The 17,628-nt window shown below is 51.1% G+C and carries 12 protein-coding genes and 2 tRNA genes; 6 read left to right on the forward strand and 8 right to left on the reverse strand.

The window, feature by feature from the left end:
* Window positions 1-87: 87 nt before the first annotated feature.
* Window positions 88-2,454: a phosphoenolpyruvate synthase gene (gene ppsA / locus ONV78_RS06985; RefSeq protein ID WP_216739057.1), complete on the reverse strand. Its 2,367-nt coding sequence runs from the start codon at window positions 2,452-2,454 to the stop codon at window positions 88-90.
* A 390-nt stretch (window positions 2,455-2,844) separates the two neighbouring features.
* On the opposite strand from ppsA, the gene ONV78_RS06990 reads away from it, so the two are divergent.
* On the forward strand, window positions 2,845-3,663 hold the full coding sequence (locus ONV78_RS06990; RefSeq protein ID WP_216739058.1) for a pyruvate, water dikinase regulatory protein: 819 nt from the start codon (window positions 2,845-2,847) through the stop codon (window positions 3,661-3,663).
* 69 nt (window positions 3,664-3,732) lie between these two features.
* Here the strand turns inward: ONV78_RS06990 and ONV78_RS06995 are convergent, their stop codons facing one another.
* Both ONV78_RS06995 and ONV78_RS07000 read right to left on the reverse strand, forming a co-directional pair.
* The gene (locus ONV78_RS06995) at window positions 3,733-6,666 is read right to left on the reverse strand and encodes an insulinase family protein (RefSeq protein WP_279502146.1); all 2,934 of its coding nucleotides are present in this window, start codon (window positions 6,664-6,666) and stop codon (window positions 3,733-3,735) included.
* A 200-nt stretch (window positions 6,667-6,866) separates the two neighbouring features.
* Window positions 6,867-7,328: a methylglyoxal synthase gene (locus ONV78_RS07000; protein WP_216739060.1), complete on the reverse strand. Its 462-nt coding sequence runs from the start codon at window positions 7,326-7,328 to the stop codon at window positions 6,867-6,869.
* A 117-nt stretch (window positions 7,329-7,445) separates the two neighbouring features.
* Here ONV78_RS07000 and ONV78_RS07005 point away from each other — a divergent pair, with 117 nt between their 5' ends.
* The 4 genes from ONV78_RS07005 to ONV78_RS07020 all read left to right on the forward strand — a co-directional run bounded on the left by ONV78_RS07005 (window position 7,446) and on the right by ONV78_RS07020 (window position 11,703).
* On the forward strand, window positions 7,446-7,982 hold the full coding sequence (locus tag ONV78_RS07005; protein ID WP_279502148.1) for a hypothetical protein: 537 nt from the start codon (window positions 7,446-7,448) through the stop codon (window positions 7,980-7,982).
* Between the two features lie 152 nt (window positions 7,983-8,134).
* A complete protein-coding gene (locus tag ONV78_RS07010) occupies window positions 8,135-9,496 on the forward strand; it encodes a PEGA domain-containing protein (protein ID WP_279502150.1) in 1,362 nt (453 codons plus the stop codon).
* 63 nt (window positions 9,497-9,559) lie between these two features.
* A complete protein-coding gene (locus ONV78_RS07015; protein ID WP_279502153.1) occupies window positions 9,560-10,699 on the forward strand; it encodes a response regulator in 1,140 nt (379 codons plus the stop codon).
* Between the two features lie 152 nt (window positions 10,700-10,851).
* Window positions 10,852-11,703: a 6-carboxytetrahydropterin synthase gene (locus tag ONV78_RS07020; RefSeq protein WP_279502155.1), complete on the forward strand. Its 852-nt coding sequence runs from the start codon at window positions 10,852-10,854 to the stop codon at window positions 11,701-11,703.
* 28 nt (window positions 11,704-11,731) lie between these two features.
* Here ONV78_RS07020 and ONV78_RS07025 read toward each other — a convergent pair whose 3' ends face one another.
* Window positions 11,732-13,606 (reverse strand): MFS transporter, encoded by a 1,875-nt coding sequence (locus tag ONV78_RS07025; RefSeq protein WP_279502156.1) that lies wholly within the window; start codon window positions 13,604-13,606, stop codon window positions 11,732-11,734.
* Window positions 13,607-13,993: 387 nt separating this feature from the next.
* On the opposite strand from ONV78_RS07025, the gene ONV78_RS07030 reads away from it, so the two are divergent.
* Window positions 13,994-14,446, forward strand: coding sequence for a hypothetical protein (locus tag ONV78_RS07030; protein WP_279502158.1), 453 nt, complete (start codon window positions 13,994-13,996; stop codon window positions 14,444-14,446).
* Window positions 14,447-14,467: 21 nt separating this feature from the next.
* Here ONV78_RS07030 and ONV78_RS07035 read toward each other — a convergent pair whose 3' ends face one another.
* From ONV78_RS07035 to gltX, 4 genes are all read right to left on the reverse strand, one after another.
* Window positions 14,468-15,757 carry a hypothetical protein gene (locus ONV78_RS07035; protein ID WP_279502160.1) on the reverse strand — a complete coding sequence of 430 codons (1,290 nt, stop codon included), beginning with the start codon at window positions 15,755-15,757 and terminating at the stop codon, window positions 14,468-14,470.
* A gap of 117 nt (window positions 15,758-15,874) precedes the next feature.
* Window positions 15,875-15,950 (reverse strand) — tRNA-Glu (locus ONV78_RS07040).
* Between the two features lie 8 nt (window positions 15,951-15,958).
* Window positions 15,959-16,034, reverse strand: a tRNA-Ala gene (locus tag ONV78_RS07045).
* Between the two features lie 67 nt (window positions 16,035-16,101).
* Window positions 16,102-17,607 (reverse strand): glutamate--tRNA ligase, encoded by a 1,506-nt coding sequence (gene gltX, locus ONV78_RS07050; RefSeq protein WP_279502161.1) that lies wholly within the window; start codon window positions 17,605-17,607, stop codon window positions 16,102-16,104.
* Window positions 17,608-17,628: the final 21 nt, after the last annotated feature.

Raw genomic sequence — 17,628 nt, forward strand, 5'->3', positions numbered from 1 at the left:
CCAGTTGCACTCGATAAGGCAGCAACCCAATCCCTAAACGCAAAAAGCCGGCATCAGCCGGCTTTGCGAACATACCTAACGGCGTCGTTACGCGTGTTTTTCCGCCAGGAAGAACCAGGTATCCATCACCGAGTCAGGGTTCAAAGAGACGCTATCGATACCCTGATCCATCAGCCACTTGGCGAAATCAGGGTGATCGGATGGACCTTGCCCACAAATACCGATGTATTTATCCGCGTTCTTACAGGCCTGAATAGCCATGGACAGCAGGCGCAACACCGCATCGTTACGCTCATCGAACAGGTGCGCCACAATACCGGAATCGCGGTCCAACCCCAGGGTCAGCTGAGTCAGGTCATTAGAACCGATGGAGAAGCCATCGAAGTATTCCAGGAACTGTTCAGCCAATAGCGCGTTGGCAGGCAGCTCACACATCATGACCAGACGCAGACCGTTGTCGCCGCGACGCAGTTCATTTTGTTCAAGCAGCTCAACTACCTGCTTGGCTTCGCCCACAGTCCGCACAAACGGAACCATGATCTCTACGTTGGTGAAGCCCATTTCATTACGCACTTTCTTCAGCGCGCGACATTCCAGCTCAAAACAGTCGCGGAAAGAGTCCGAAATGTAACGGGAGGCGCCACGGAAGCCCAACATGGGGTTTTCTTCTTCCGGTTCATAGATGGTGCCGCCGATCAGGTTAGCGTATTCATTGGACTTGAAGTCAGACAAACGCACGATGACGCGCTGCGGATAAAACGCCGCCGCCAGTGTGGAAATGCCCTCAACCAGTTTCTCAATGTAGAAATCGACCGGAGACGAATAGCCGGAAATGCGCTTTTCAACAACCTGCTTAACATCGCGAGGAAGGGTGTCAAAGTTCAACAGCGCCTTGGGATGCACGCCGATCATACGGTTAATGATGAACTCCAAACGCGCCAGACCCACGCCCTCATTGGGCAACGCCTGGAAGTCAAACGCGCGATCCGGGTTACCGACGTTCATCATGATTTTGAACGGCAGTTTTGGCATGGATTCAACACTGTTTTTCTGCAACTCGAAGTCCAGCAAACCTTCATAGATCATACCGGTATCGCCTTCGGCGCAGGATACCGTCACATTGACGCCGTCCTTCAACAACTCGGTCGCGTCTCCGCAACCGACGACCGCTGGGATACCCAACTCACGGGCGATAATCGCCGCATGACAGGTACGACCGCCGCGATCCGTCACGATGGCGGAAGCGCGCTTCATTACAGGCTCCCAATCCGGATCGGTCATATCTGTGACCAAGACGTCACCATCCTTAACCTTATCCATCTCGGAGATATTGGTGATGACGCGAACCGGTCCGCTTCCGATTTTCTGACCGATACTACGACCTTCACAAAGCACTTTACCCTTCTCTTTCAACAGGTAACGCTCCATGACAGCGGAAGCGCGGCTCTTAACGGTTTCTGGGCGCGCCTGTACGATATACAGCTTGCCGTCGTCACCGTCTTTCGCCCATTCGATATCCATCGGACGGTCGTAGTGTTTTTCGATAACCAACGCCTGACGCGTCAGCTCATAAATTTCCGCATCAGTCAGGGAAAACTTACCGCGATCTTCCTGATCAACATTCACTGTCTGCACGGACTTGCCGGCGGAGCCGTGATCGCCATACACCATTTTGATGGCTTTGCTGCCCAGATTGCGACGCAGTACAGCGGGACGACCGGCTTCGAAAGTGGGCTTGTGAACATAGAATTCATCAGGATTCACGGCGCCCTGCACAACCGTTTCGCCCAGACCGTAAGATGCAGTGATAAACACAACATCTTTAAAGCCTGACTCCGTATCCAGGGTAAACATAACTCCACTGGATGCGGATTCACTGCGCACCATGCGCTGAATACCCGCAGACAACGCCACGTGACTGTGTTCAAAACCATGGTGGGCGCGGTAAGAAATAGCGCGATCATTAAACAGAGACGCAAAAACTTCTTTCACTGCGTGTCTAATATTTTCGACGCCGACAATATTCAGGAATGTTTCCTGCTGGCCTGCGAAAGAGGCGTCCGGCAGGTCTTCTGCAGTAGCGGAGGAACGAACCGCCACCGCCATATTCTGATTGCCTTCTTGCAACTTGGCGACGCCAGAGGCGATCGCTTCATCCAACTGCTTGGGGAAAGGAGTGTCAGTAATCCATTGGCGAATACGGGAACCGGTTTCCGCTAACGCTACCACATCGTTCACATCCAACTTGGCCAGCTCATCATGAATGCGCTTATCCAATCCTTCGGTTTGGAGGAACTCACGATAAGCGTGAGCGGTAGTGGCGAACCCCAACGGAACGGTAACCCCGGCATGGGCCAGGTTACTGATCATCTCGCCAAGTGAGGCGTTCTTTCCCCCCACTTTGTCGATATCGCCCATACCCAGGCTTTCAAACCAAATGATGTAATCTTCCAAGGTGCTTCTCCCTAGTCAAATCATAGCGTTTGGCGTCAAACTACGAAGCATGTCGCAAATCATAGCTCAGCGGCGCCACACAGTTGTAACCGTTTACCGAGATAACTACAAGTAGCAGCCATCCCTATGATGTTTATGCCTAATCTTATTTGTGATTCACTTTATAAGCGACTTATCCGGCGTAGTCTAGCATCTGTATACTGGGCTCTGCACCCAACAATACAGGAAGACAATTAGCAATTAGGCGATTACGATCAAGTCTTTCGATTGCGGCATTCCAGGCCAGTCTTGTCGGCGGCGGGACTCGCGACAAAGGAAACGCGTAAATACATTTAAATCATAACTAACTATTACTTCCGCCTTTTATATGCTTTGAGCAGGTTAAACTTCATGAAAAGAACCGCATTTTTTATATCCGACGGCACAGGCATTACCGCCGAAGCCCTGGGACAGAGTCTGCTGGCGCAGTTTGAATTCATAGAATTTGAAAAGATCACCCTGCCATATATCGACTCACTGGAAAAAGCCCGCAAAGCCGTCGCACGCATAGATAAAGCATCGGAAATAGACGGCAATAAACCCGTCATATTCGACACCATCGTAAACAGTGAAATTCGCGCTGAAATACGTAAAAGCCAGGGGTATATGATTGATATCTTTGGCACTTTCCTGGAGCCTCTGGAGCAGGAACTAGGATCAAAGTCCACTTATACTGTCGGCAAATCCCACTCTATCGTCAGCAACTCCTCTTACAACCGTCGTATTGACGCTATGAACTACGCCCTGGAGAACGACGATGGAGCCCGGATCCGCTACTATAACGAGGCGGACATCATTTTGGTTGGCGTCTCCCGTAGCGGCAAAACGCCCACTTGCATTTACCTTGCACTGCAATATGGCATCAAGGCGGCCAACTTCCCTTTGACCGAAGACGACATTCTGGATCAGCGCCTGCCGGAGTCACTACGCAGCTATCGCGAAAAGATTTTCGGTCTGACCATAGACCCCGAGCGTCTCGCAGTCATTCGTAATGAGCGCAAGCCCAACTCCAAATACGCCTCCATCAAGCAGTGTAATTATGAAGTGGAAGAAGTAGAGCTGATGTACCGTCGCGAGCGTATTCCTTACCTCAATTCCACCGACTATTCCGTTGAAGAAATATCCACCCGAATTATGATGATGACCGGCATCGAGCGCCGTATTCGCTAACAAAAAAAGCCTCGGCAACCTGCGTCGCCGGGGCTTCTATGCCAATGCATCGCCGTGAGGCGAAGCGATTTAAATCTTGTGAATAGCCAGATTCAGCTTGGTGAAAGTATCCTTAGCGTTCTCTCCACTCACCACCGCCACACTGGCCTCTTTGTTCAGCAGATAAGTGTTGGCCACCCTCTCCAAATCTTCCATCGTCACAGCAAGCACGCGACGACGGAACTGTTTCCGCTGCTCGGCCGTGCGACCGAACAACTCGCTATGGAAAGCGGACTTCGCTTCGCCAGCAGGAGAGCGCGGCTTATCAATGTTGCTCACTACGCCCAACACCGCCTGCTCAAGCTCAGCAGGGTCGTGCTCACGATTCAGCAGCCAAGTGACTGATTCGTCAAAGTCGCTCAACGTCCCTTCTATCCGCGGGTCGCGGTAGGAGTAGAAGCGGAATACGGAGTTGGCGTTATCCTGTCCCGCCCCGGCTCCATAGGCGCCGCCCTGCTCACGGATCGCCCGATGCAGGAAGCCGTTGCGCAGATAGTGCCCCAATACAGTCAATGCCGCGGCATCGGCATGATCGCTGGGAACCGTCGCATAAACTTTCGCGCAGAAGCTTACTTGGCTGTTGGTGATCCAGCCCACCTGACAATGCTCTCGCGTAGCAGGCAGGTTAAGCAGGCTGACTTCAGAATCAGACGCAGCCTCACCCCATCCTTCAAATGCAGCCTGATTGAACGCATCCAAATTGGCTGGCTCTGCAACGCTCAGAAACTGCGCTGGATTGGCGACAAGCTTCTGGTGCAACTGCTTCAAACTATCCGCAAACGCCTGCAATTTCGCTTTATCCGCAAAGGATTTATCCAGCGTCTTGATCCACTGAATGCCCGCCAAACCGCCAGTGCGGTGACCAATCGCCCCCGCAGGACTTAAGCGACTTGCCGCCGCCATCATCGCCATACCGTGACCATTACTGGTAACGCCCTGCTCCCTTCTGGAAGCCAGCAACGCCACCAGCTCTTTGATGCGATCCAGCTCATCAAAGCGCGGCTGATATAAAAACTCTTTCATCAGACCAATCAACTCGGCCTGATTACGCTGCAACGCCTTGCCGGAAACAACCAGGAAGCCCTTGCACTTCTGTTCATCCGCCACCTCGCCGCGAATCTCCCAATAACAGGAAACACCGCCGGTGTAGGCGGATTGGCGCTCTTGCATCTCCAGATAGGAACGTTCACCAGCGCCGACTTCCGCCAGACAAAATGTCAGCAGCGGCAACAGCGACAATTCCTCATCACTCAGATCCGGCAACGGCAAAATAGCCTGATGATAGATTATGCCGTTAGTTCCCTGAGCATACGCTGTCAGCGGTAGGGCGCCTTGAGCCTTGGCCGGCTCAGGAATCGCGATATCCAGAGGAACATCATCCAGACCCACTTTAGGAAGAATATCTTCCGGGTCTTTTTGATTCTGGCGCTCGTTCAGCGCTTGCGCCTGAGCGACGATTTTCTGCTTTTCTTCATCCGACAAACGGCTCTTAACCGCCTGTAATTTAGCATGAGTATATTTTTCCCGCTGAGCTTCTAATTGCGCATCTGGAGCCAAGGTCAGAGTAATGCGATGCGGATTATCCAGCAGCAGCTCTTTCACCAGAGTCTTGATGTATTCCGGGTTCTTGATGCGCTCACGTAACTTCACCAGCACCGGATCAATGTCCAATAATTCCGCAGGATCTACGCCCTGCAGCGCAGGCGACATGGCCGCCAGAATCAATTGCAGACCGTAAGGATAAGAATCGCCGGAAATCTCACGCTGACTCAGTTCCAACTGGTGCAACACAGCTTCCAGTTTCTCCAGTGGTACGCCTTCCGTCGCCACTTTTTCCAGCACGCCGACGACCAGAGACTCAAACGCTGCTGCGCGCTCAGGCTCAGAGCCTTCTATTCCGCACACAAACGCCATTTCTTTATAGGAGTCTTCCAAACCACAAAGGCCAGATGGAGAGTGCCCCAAATCCGTCGTCTCCAATGCATGCATTAAAGGAGATGCGCTATTTTCCAACAGAACGTTGGACAGCAGGTGAGCCTCCAGATTGCGCTCAAGATCGCCGCTCGGCGTCAACAGCCAGCCCATAACAATATGTGACTTGGAGGCGGACTCTTCTTCCGCCGCCAGCGGATAGGCTTCTTGCACGCGAATCGGCGAGAAGTAACGCTTTTCATCACTAATCACAGGAATATCGTCAGAGCGCTCGAACTGCTGCAACGCCTTGTCTTCAAATACTTTCTGCAGCTCACTCGCCGGCAGATCGCCAAAGGTCATGAACACGGCGTTACTGGGGTGATAATGCTTACGATAAAACTGCAACAGTTGCTCGTGAGTCAGGTCGGGGATATGGTCAGGCTCTCCCCCACTGTTGAAATGATACGTGGATGTCGGGTACAGATATTTGGTGACCGCCCCCCACAATTGCGACATCGGCGAACTCATTGCGCCTTTCATCTCATTGTAGACAACGCCTTTGTAGACTAGGTCAGAATTGGAATTTTCCGCTTCTTCAAACTCAAAGCGGTGCCCTTCTTGCGCAAAATCCAACTCATTCAGATTCGCGAAAAACACGGAATCCAAGTAGACATCCAGCAGATTAAAATAGTCCTTGCGGTTCTGACTGGCGAACGGATAAGCCGTCCAGTCGCTGCTGGTGAACGCGTTCATAAAGGTATTCAGTGAACGCCGGGTCATCATGAAAAACGGATCGCGCACAGGGAAATTCTTGCTGCCGCACAGCGTTGTGTGCTCAAGAATATGGGCGACGCCAGTGGAATCCGTCGGCACTGTGCGCAACGCAACCAGAAAGACGTTTTCTTTTTGCTCGGAACTCAAGTGAAAGTGCCTGGCTCCGGTTTTCAGATGCCGGAATTCCTGAAGCTCAATTTTCAACGCATCTATTTTGCGTCGGCTAATGCATTCAAATGTGGGATGGGCGATATCCAAAGACAACGAGTCAGACATTTATTTCCAGCCAATCTTTACGAGTGTCGAGTTAGTTTTAATTCCTTGCGCCGCTCTCCTGAAGGCTGCCGATACGCTCAAAACCGCGCCTACAGAGAACGACAATTGAAACAAGTGTAACAGAGAGAACAGATATTTACCGAATACCGCACCAGACATATCTTTCTATCTCCTCGATTGCGCATTCCTATGGCAGGCAATCATTTATTGGGAACATCCCGGTTGAGATAGGAGTCGAAATCCGGGCGCTGCGGCAGAAATTCTTCAAACAGGTTTGAGTTGACCAAAAAGTCAGCGGTCGCCGAATTGCAGGCGCTGGGCACATTCCATAAGGTCGCTAAACGCAGCAGCGCCTTGATATCCGGATCATGCGGCATCGGCTCCAACGGGTCCCAGAAGAATATCAGCAAATCAACTTTTCCCTCTGAGATCAAAGCGCCTATCTGCTGGTCTCCACCAAGTGGACCGCTATGGCAGCGCCTGACATCGACTCCCGTTTTTTCAGCAATTAATTTTCCCGTCGTCCCCGTCGCGTAGACTGTACATTTGTTCAGTTTAACGCTATTTTTTTCCACCCAGGCGATCAGGTCGGCCTTTTTGTTATCGTGAGCGATAAGAGCGACACTGGTGACGCCCTTGGGGCGATTTACTTGATCTGTCATGTAGTTACATCCACTATTTCAGACTTTATTCTATACATGCTAAAACGCTGACATCGGCAGATCGGATGTAGCTTTTTATACGAATATGTCAGAACCCAAAGGCAAAGACCAGACTCTATGACAAGCGAAAACAACAACGAAACGCCGACCGGCGAGTCTCCAGCTCCAGCTCCAGCTCCAGCTCCAGCTCCAGCTCCAGCTCCAGCTCCAGCTCCAGCTCCAGCTCCAGCTCCAGCTCCAGTAGAGATTGAAGCCTATTGGGTGGAACGCAAGCGCTATTTGAATGAAATCAAGAAAATCCCGGAGCTGCGCACCCGTTATTTGAAGTCAGCGCTCATTTACTTACTACGGCGCTTTCTATGGTCATTTACGTTCTTTCCTGTATTCATCGCATTCTGGGTGCCTTTGGTGCTGTCCCGATTCAATCCCGTAGCAATGGTTCAGGACATTCTTCCCAGCTTGCAATCATTCGTGGAGGCCAATCCACAAAGTCAGGCGGCGACTATAGAAACTTTATTTATCGCCTGGTTTTCAATCGGCTTCACCTTCGCAGTTTTTGACTTCATACTTACGCCCTTTAAAAGCCCTTACGAATATGAGGCGGATGTCCACATGCGCGCTTGGGAGGAGTTGCAAACTCGCAACAAAACTTAACAAGGACAGATATTTAGCGTGAGCCAATACCAACAGCAATGTGACACTATATGCATTTAATAGAAGCCGTAACCTATTTGGTTACAATCAGCCGGATTAGGGGCTAAGATGAATTACAAATTACACATGGGTTGGTAGGCAAGGTAGTAATAATGGTCGATCTGAGACCACTTTTATTTATCAATGCGCTTGTCCTGATGCTGCTGGTGACCGCCGGCTTCGCCCATAGGCAAGATATCAACATACCGGCGCTGGCGGATACCTTATCCCCCGCGACCGAGCGCAGGGCAGGCGATATTAAAACTACCGATTACGGCACGCCTATCGGCAGTGCGGATCTCAGCGCCCAGCTGGAAAGTTTCCGTTCTACCGAAAACGCGCCGGGGGAATCGCTGGAAGAGGCCGTCCTGTTCGTCGATCAGTTAACGCCGGAACAACAGCAGGCGCTTGAAGAATCGAACGCCACACAGGATGCGGAAAACGGTGCGCTACTGGCGTCAGCGGACGCGGACCAGACGCTCTCCTTACCACAGCAAATTGTTGCGAAAGAAACCCAACCGTCGCCCTCCCCCACTATGTCGGAAACCGGCAAGCTGTTTATCCGTTCGAATGTCGCCAATGACAATGTCCTCATTAATGGAAAGCCCTATGGCGCCAGCGCCGTTGAAGTCGAGTTACCGGCAGGCGAATACGAGATAGAGGTCAGCAAAGAAGGCTATAAAACCTTTCGTAATAAGATCGACCTAACCCGAGGCGACTCTCGCACCATCAGCGTGACGCTGGATCGCATCACGGTTGTGGAATACAAAGATGGCGTCTGGAAGCATGGCGTGGTAACTGGCGAAGGAACCTATGTCGGCAAAGACGGCTCCCGCTATCAGGGAGAGTTCGTCAACAAGCTGTTCCATGGCAAAGGCCTGCTGAAAATGGCTAATGGCGCGGAATACAACGGAGAGTGGTATGAAGGCCGCAAGCACGGACACGGCTCTTTCAAACAGCCGAACGGCGACCTGTATGTCGGCGATTTCAGAGACGACCAGTTCAATGGCGAAGGTACGCTGACGCTGAAAAGCGGTGACATCTACACAGGCTACTGGGTAGATGGAAAGCTGAACGGCGAAGGCACGCTGACCGGCAAAAACGGCATGCTCTTTGTTGGCGGTTTTTCCGAAAGCAAATATCACGGCTCCGGTTCGTTAACCTATCCGGACGGAACTCATTACGAGGGAGGCTTCGCCAACGGGCAGTTCCAGGGCAAAGGGGAACTCATCTACGCGGACGGAAAAAAGTACACCGGACAGTTCTTTGAAGGGAAGTTTCATGGACAGGGGGAATTACTGAACCCCAATGGCAGTAAGATCAGCGGTACATTTAAATTCGGTAAACCATATGGACTGGCGACGCTGACGACGCCGGAGGGCGAGATATTTACCGCCCGCAGCAGTAACCCCGGCGTTTGCTATCGCCTGAAAAGTTATAGAGCAACTCAATGCCCGCCTTTAGAAGGCTGGTAACAAACACCCAAAGTCAGCTATGTTAGCCCGCTGTGACGGTGACATTGGTATTTGAGGTACACCATGACAATTAAAACTGCGTTACTCGTTGACGACTCCAAAGTAGCAAGGTTTGCGCTCAGCAAGCTACTTGAAAACGTCAGCATGAACGTAAATCTGGCCGGCTCTGCGGAAGAGGCGCTCGATTACCTGAGCAAAAACTCGCCGCCCGACGTGATATTTATGGATCACCTGATGCCAGGTATGAACGGAGTGGAAGCCTCCAAGGCGATCAAATCCAATCCGGATACCGCCGCCATTCCGATCATTATGTGCACGTCGAAAAAGTCCAAGGAATTTGAGGACGCAGCCAAACGCTTCGGCATTTACAACATTCTCACCAAACCGCCGCAAACCGATGGCTTGCACAGCATTCTGGAGCAGCTTAACCGGGATATTGAAGCCGGCAGTCTCGCTTCAGCGCCTATCGACCTGACCGCCATGGATTTCGCCTTCAGCGACCATGACGTAGATGATACTGAGGAAACTGCCGCTACGAACGTCAAGGCCAAAGAAGAGCAGCCGCCTTCACCTCATGACGCCCTGCCCGTAAACGGAAAAGCCTTCAGCCTGCCAATAGAAATGATCGAGCAGGTCGCGCGTTCCACAGTGAAAACCAGTTTGAACACGCGCGTTCACGAACTATTAAGCGACCTGTTCGATGAACAGTACGCCCACCTCAAGCGCTTGTCGGAAGAACTACAAAACAGACATGATGAGCGTATAGAAACTTTTTATAGCCGCATTGAAAACCAGATTACAACCAGCTTCGTCGCACTCAAAGAAGAGGTGTCCGCTGAGCTGGCCAGAGAAATCAGCCAAGAGCTGAACGAAATCAAGGAAGAGCTTAAAAACGCCGCGCCGGCGGCCTCCGCCACAGGCGCTTCCCCCGCCATCACTCAGAAGCAATTGGATGAGCTGAAGGACCACATGACTACAGTGCAGTCCATTGACACTGAGTTCTGGCAAACCCTGCAGGCGGAAGCCATCCAACAAGCGCATGATATCTCCAGGGAAACAGCGGAAGACATCGCTCAACGCACTATTGAGCTGTACGCGGAATCACAACGCAGCGCCAGCAATAAAGCTTATATGATTGCTTTATCGATCAGTATCGGCGTATTCGCCGCGGGCGTCGCCTTTATCTCCGGCATATTCGGCTGATTACTCTCCTGCCATCTCCCGCCCCCCGTTGATTGTTTGGCGAGGCGGGGGAAGCCCCAGGAAAATACTCAACTTTACTGGACTTACACGCTTTTAAGCGATATAACGCAGCATTAATTTCGCACACATAGCTCATTTTATAGCCACCCCTTATGAATCGTCTGTTTGTTGATCACCTTACCGTCCTTGATTTTTCTTACCTTCACCCTCTCCGCGGCATCGTTGGAGAAAGCTGGATTATGGATATTGAGCTTTCCGGCGACCTGGACGAACAAGGCATGGTGTTCGATTTTGGCGACGTCAAAAAAATCCTTCGCCAGGCTGCGGAAGACATGATTGATCACAAGTTGGTGGTGCCCCAGGACCTGCTGGACATGAATGTCGAGCAAAAGGGCGAGCGCATTGAGGTCAGTTGCGGCTTTCCCGGCGACGCGCAGTTCCACATATCCTGCCCCACTGACGCCATCGCCGCTCTGCCCCTGACGGAAATCGATATCGAGTCAGTGGAGCCTCTATTGACCAAGCACCTGCAAAGCGTGGTGCCGGACAATGTGAAGAAGGTAAAAATCCGCTTGCGCGAGGAAAACATCCAAGGCGCTTACTACCACTACACTCATGGATTGAAAAAGCACGCCGGTAACTGCCAGCGCATTGCTCACGGCCACCGCTCCAAGCTGGAAATATTCGCAGACGGACAGCGCAGCCAGCTCACCGAGTATCAATGGGCCAAGAAATGGAAAGATATCTATATCGGTAGCTGGGAAGATGTCGCCCAAGAAGAGACTATCAATGGCGTTGAGCACATTCGCTTCAAATACGTCGCCTCACAGGGTGACTTTGAGCTACTGATTCCGAAAAAGCGCGTATATATGATTGATACTGATTCCACCGTCGAGTGGATCGCTGAACATATTGCGCAGACTCTGAAAAAGCAGCGCCCGCAAAACTGGTTTACTGTGCGAGCGTACGAGGGCGTAAAAAAAGGCGCTATCGCCGAACGTTAGCGCCTCTATATCGAAAAAGCGGAGCGGGCTAAGCCCACTCCCCTCTCAAAGCCTTAACTTTCTCTTCCAGCGCATCGGAACTGACTTTTTCCGGCTCCCAGCTTGCGTCCGCGACCAGCTCGACTTTCGACCAGAAGCGCCGTGGCAGTTTAGCCAACGCCATGCCATCTTTATGACTGAAGAATGAGCCCCACAACCCTCGTAGCGCCATTGGCGTTACAGGCACAGGGTTACGCTGGATAATCAGCTCAATTCCCTTTCTGAACGCATCAATATCTCCCGTCTTTGTCAGGCGCCCCTCAGGGAAGATACAAATCACCTCGCCATTCTCCAGGGCCTCGCTAATTGCCTCGAAAGCGCGGTGATAGGTATCCGGATCTCTCTTTTCAGAAGTGATGGGGATGGTGCGCGCAAGCTTGAAAAACCAATGCAGTCCCGGCATTTCGTAAATACCTTTATCCATAACAAAACGCACAGGTCTGCGCACAGCGCCGCCGATCAGCATTGCGTCGACATAACTGACATGGTTGCACACCAACACAACAGGCCCTTCCTCTGGAATATTACTCAAACCTCGATGCGTAACCCGATACATCGTGTGGCCCAAAAGCCATATGCAAAAGCGCAATGCAAATTCCGGCACTTGCTTGAATATATACACGGCGACAACGGCGTTCATGATCGCCAGCACCAGAAAGTATTCGGGAATGCTCAACCCTATGAGCGTTAAGAAAACAATGGCGAAGGCTGCGCTGAACACCATAAAAATAGCGTTCATGACATTATTCAACGCAATGACCTGCGCCCGTTTCTTTTCTTCTGAGCGCTCCTGAATCAATGCATACAAGGGCACAATATAAAAGCCGCCAAACAAACCTATAAACAATAGATCCAATAACACGCCATAACCGGAGGGATCAGCCAGAAATTCTCCAAACGTTCGTAGCTCTAAAGCATTAACGGCAGGGGTCGCAAAGTAGAGATGAGCGCCAAACAGGGTAAGCCCCAGTGAACCAATAGGAACCAGTCCAAGCTCCACTTTGCCATCCGACAATTTGCTGCACAGCAGCGATCCCGCTGCCACGCCAATAGAAAACAACGTCAATAGCCCTGTAGCGACGGCCGGATTCCCCAATAAATATTCTTTGGTGAAAAGATTGAATTGAGTCAGGTAGCTCGCCCCCAAAAACCAGAACCAGCTAATAGCCATCACCGAGAGAAACACCGCGCGGTTGCCTTTCACGTCACGCACGGTTCCCATGGTCTCGGTAATCGGGTTCCAATTAATTCTTAGCTGCGGGTTGACCGAATCCGCCTGCGGTATCGAACGACTGGCGACATATCCAATGATCGCACAGACAATAATGCCACCGGCGATCAGATTTACGCCCCCCTCACGGCTAAACAAAACGCCAGCGAGGATAGTGCCGAACAATATCGCCAGAAAGGTGCCCATTTCCACCAGCGCATTTCCAGCCAGCAGCTCTTCGTGCTTCAAATGCTGCGGGAGAATGGAATATTTCACTGGGCCAAACGCTGCAGACTGCACTCCCATCATAAACAACAAAAACAACAGTAGAACTTTGGACTCAGTGATAAAAGCAAAGGCAGCCAGCGACATAAGCGCAATTTCCACCAGTTTGATAATCCGAATTAACTTTCCCTTCTCGAACTTATCTGCGAGCTGGCCCGCCAGGGGTGAAAACAGGAAAAACGGAAGGATAAACAAACCCGCCGCCACATTTACCAGCGTTGCGCTTTCTTCTTCGCTCAGCTTGTATGCAAACAGCAGTAAGATACCCTGCTTGAAAAGGTTGTCGTTAAAAGCTCCAAACGCCTGCGTCAAGAAATACGGCAGAAAACGAATGGAGCCGAGCAGATTAAACACGCCTTTATTAGCCATGAAGGAACTCCGCAAGGGCGAAACGCAATCGGATAGCAAGCCGCTATCCGGCGAATTTTTATAACACTTTGTTTTAGCGAAGATTAGCAGCAGCGCTTCTGGTACGCCATGCAACATTCGGCAGGTTGCGAATAATTGCCCATCGAGTATCGATATCCGCATCATCCTATTAATACATAGACTTGTTACAACCTTCAGAAACCAAGTCTATTCCAGTATCGCTCGCATTTCTAAGAGCAACAGGCGCTTCGGGAGCGTTCTCCAGGCCCTTACATTCTGTAATTTTTTGTTGAGAAACAATTCGTTACCGAAATAAACAGAATCCCGTCACAGGCTTAGTTTAAACTCCATCGCAAAATTAGGAGCTGGTATAAGGCGGTACCTACAGTGAAGTCCATGTCATTTGCAGGATTTGCATCAATTTTATCTGCTTGCGTACGTAATAAATCCTTACCCATATTCACAGGCATTTTCTTTCTGACAACGTTGGTAACTGGTTGTGGAGGCGGTGGAGACGGGAAAAATTCCCAGTCAGCATCAGGAGCCAACGGAGTATATGTATTCTGGGATGCGCCTGTTAGCCGAGAAGACGGCACTCTCTTAAAAGCATCAGAGATAGCAAGCTACCGCATTTATCACAGCTTCGCCCCTTCCAAAGCATCCGGGAGCGACAAAGCAGCGAACAGCGACGAGTGGAAGTCAGTCAAAGTTCCAGCCGACGCTGATTCTTATTACTTTGATAATCTTGAGGTGGGCGACCACTATTTTGCAGTCACCGCAGTAGATACCTTTGGGGTCGAAAGCGATCCTTCACAAATTCTCCCCAAAACTATTCGCTAACCAGTTTTACACACCTTCCCCTTAGTCCTTGTGTAAGCGCCGCTGAAGTTTTCGGCGCTCTTCTTCCATTCGCGCTAATAGCTGCTCAAGCGGTGATTTAAATTTCACTGTTGCTGGAGCCATCGCTTCCAAATATTGCTTCTGCCGCTCTCTAAGCTCATTTAGCCTAGCAAGAACACTCTGCATGCCGAGCACAAAGCTTGAGCTTTGTGCATCATCTGAGGACGTCTGAGCGCCTTCTAAATTAAGTTCAGCGCGAGCCTCTTCAATTACTTCTGCAGAAAAGGGTCTCATACTGGCTGGAGCGGAGTGCGCAAGGTCAATTTCCTGCAAGGTGCGCACATCGCCATTTTCCATCAACATTATGCCCGTGGACTTAGTGCGCCCAAGCACCCGACCATAATCACCCACCAATTCAAACGAGTCCGGCGTCGAGCCCAAATATATCGCGCCGACACCGACCTCCTTCAGGGACAATAGCTGCTTATCACCATTCTCAGAAGCCGCCCAAACGCGCAATTGGGAAAAGACAGGATCAGATTCGTCAATCCAACGATTGCCGTCCGCATCATAACGAGAGAGGTCGCCAAGACCATCGCCACTGTAGGCGCCGAACATTTCACCGCCATTATTAATTTTTCCGTCGCCATTTACATCCAGCACTAAATAGCCGCTGCCAACGCCCAACTCCGCAATATCTTCCTGCCTCCCGTCTCCATTCAGGTCAAAGCTGAAGGATGTATTACGCAACGTCGCAGTCTCCGCTCCAAAATTCAGCACCAGCGGATCAGTCATCACTCTTGCGCTGACCAAAAGGTTAGATTGGCTTTCAACCACACTCGCACGCTCACGATTAAGATATAAAGTGAACGCAATCTCCCTACCGTCCTCCAGGTTGATCACACCAGAAGAAACGGTTGTAGAGCTTTGTGACTCAGAAGCAAAGGAATAGCGACTGAATGCGACAACGGCTTCGCCCGCGACCGATACGCCACCTGTCGCCCCGCCTGCGATCACTTGCACCGCCTCCTCTCCCTGCAACCCAACCTGAATAATCTGCGATAAGGCCGAACGCCTATCCAGCACTTCTGTCTGACCATCGCCAGAAAGCACCCTGGAGTACACCTGAGCGCTTTCAGATTGATTGGCGTCGTAGTTGAAATAAGATTGTCGCTGACCAAGCAAATAAGAACCGGAAGTATCTACCGGCGAAGATTGCGAGGAGACAAACAAAAGACGTTCGCGCTCCAGCGTTTTTTCCTGCGAAACACTCTGATTGGTCAACTGAATGGAAGAGGATTGGATCTGCATAAAGCCTCCGCTCAACAAACTGCAGTCGCTAACAGGTTATCGGCGGTGGAGAAAAAAACTTCAGCCTCGAAAGCATAAAAAAAACCCTCATATCTTTCGATATGAGGGTTTTCGATTTGGCGTCCCCTAGGGGATTCGAACCCCTGTTACCGCCGTGAAAGGGCGGTGTCCTAGGCCTCTAGACGAAGGGGACTAGAAACTTGGTGGAGCCAGACGGGATCGAACCGTCGACCTCAACGCTGCCAGCGTTGCGCTCTCCCAGCTGAGCTATGGCCCCGTGTCACAACGGAGGCGTATGTTAGAGAGATCCCCCCATTGAGTCAAGCATTACCTTTGAAAAAATTCTAATTTTTTTCAGCAGCGTCGATAGCGGCTGAAATTTGAGCGAACTCTTTCTCCGCCGCCTTCAGCCCCTTCTTGGACAGCCCGCCCAATACTTCCAGCGCAAACCGCAGTCTGGCGCGGGTCATATCAGGCCCCAGGGTTTCCATAGAGTCCACGACTGACCAAGAATTTGGCGTGCCCGCGATAGATACGAAAATCGGCATCATGAAGTCGCCCATTTTCACACTCATCGCTTTGCTGAGCGCTTTCAGGTCAGCAAAGATATTCTCTTTGCTCCAATGGCGTTGTGCTTCCAGTCGCCACAGCGAATATTGCAGCACCTTCTTGAGCTGCTCAGCCTCCAGCTTGGATGCGGCGAAATCTTCCTCTTTAATCGGCAAGTAGCCGCTGAACATGAAGGCCGCCAACGGAGCCACATCGGAAAATGTTTCCGCTCTGCTTTGCACATGAGGAATCATCTTAGCGGCGTAGTCATTATTGTATGACCAGTGCACCAAACGCTCCAGGAACTGAGTTTCGCTCAGATTCTCTCTCATCCAGAGCCCATTCAGCCAACGTAGTTTCACTACGTCAAAAACCGGTCCGCCAAGGGAAACGCGCTTAATGTCGAAATTCTCGATCATTTGGCTCAGCGTGAATTTTTCGCTCTCGTCAGGCATGGACCAACCCATCCGGCCCAGATAATTAAGCAGCGCCTCCGGCATCACGCCCAAACGCTCATAGAAATTGATGCTGGTTGGGTTCTTGCGCTTGCTCAGCTTGGTTTTATCCGGGTTGCGCAGTAACGGCATATGGCACAGCGTTGGCATTTCCCAGCCAAAATATTTGTACAACAGCATGTGCTTAGGCGCCGAGTTGATCCACTCTTCACCGCGAATAACGTGGGTGATTTCCATCAGATGGTCATCCACCACATTGGCCAGGTGATATGTCGGCATGCCGTCGGATTTCAATAGAATCTGGCAGTCGACCTGCCCCCAATCGATTTCAATATCGCCACGCAGCATGTCTTTCACAACGCACACGCCTTCATCCGGTACTTTCATCCGGATAACGTGCGGCTCGCCAGCAGCCAGACGACGCTTCACTTCATCTTCGGGCAATTCAAGATCGCCTTTTATTCCCGGCGGCAAACCTTTCGCTTTCCGCTCTTCGCGAATGACATCCAACTCTTCCGGCGTGCGGAAGCAGTAGTATGCGTGTCCTTTAGCAACCAATTCTTCAGCATAAGAGCGATAACTGTCTTTTCTTTCGCTTTGACGATAAGGCGCATGAGGACCGCCGACATCCGGCCCCTCATCCCATTCCAGCCCCAACCATCTCAAAGCGCTCAGAATGTCTTGTTCCGATTCTGTCGTACTGCGAGTCTGATCAGTATCTTCAATACGCAGAATGAATTTACCGCCGTGCTGACGAGCGAAGCACAAATTGAAAAGCGCAATATAAGCGGTACCTACGTGAGGATCGCCGGTGGGAGATGGTGCAATACGGGTTCTTACCGTCATGGTAGCAGTTACCTGTTTTAT

This window comes from Hahella sp. CR1 (assembly GCF_029813005.1).
GTDB lineage: Bacteria > Pseudomonadota > Gammaproteobacteria > Pseudomonadales > Oleiphilaceae > Hahella.

Coding starts and splice junctions, on each gene's coding strand:
- ONV78_RS07005 (WP_279502148.1), top strand. CDS start 7,446: ATGACAAGCGAAAACAACAACGAAACGCCGACCGGCGAGTCTCCAGCT.
- ONV78_RS07000 (WP_216739060.1), bottom strand. CDS start 7,328: ATGACAGATCAAGTAAATCGCCCCAAGGGCGTCACCAGTGTCGCTCTT.
- ONV78_RS06995 (WP_279502146.1), bottom strand. CDS start 6,666: ATGTCTGACTCGTTGTCTTTGGATATCGCCCATCCCACATTTGAATGC.
- gltX (WP_279502161.1), bottom strand. CDS start 17,607: ATGACGGTAAGAACCCGTATTGCACCATCTCCCACCGGCGATCCTCAC.
- ONV78_RS06990 (WP_216739058.1), top strand. CDS start 2,845: ATGAAAAGAACCGCATTTTTTATATCCGACGGCACAGGCATTACCGCC.
- ONV78_RS07010 (WP_279502150.1), top strand. CDS start 8,135: ATGGTCGATCTGAGACCACTTTTATTTATCAATGCGCTTGTCCTGATG.
- ONV78_RS07020 (WP_279502155.1), top strand. CDS start 10,852: ATGAATCGTCTGTTTGTTGATCACCTTACCGTCCTTGATTTTTCTTAC.
- ONV78_RS07035 (WP_279502160.1), bottom strand. CDS start 15,757: ATGCAGATCCAATCCTCTTCCATTCAGTTGACCAATCAGAGTGTTTCG.
- ONV78_RS07015 (WP_279502153.1), top strand. CDS start 9,560: ATGACAATTAAAACTGCGTTACTCGTTGACGACTCCAAAGTAGCAAGG.
- ONV78_RS07025 (WP_279502156.1), bottom strand. CDS start 13,606: ATGGCTAATAAAGGCGTGTTTAATCTGCTCGGCTCCATTCGTTTTCTG.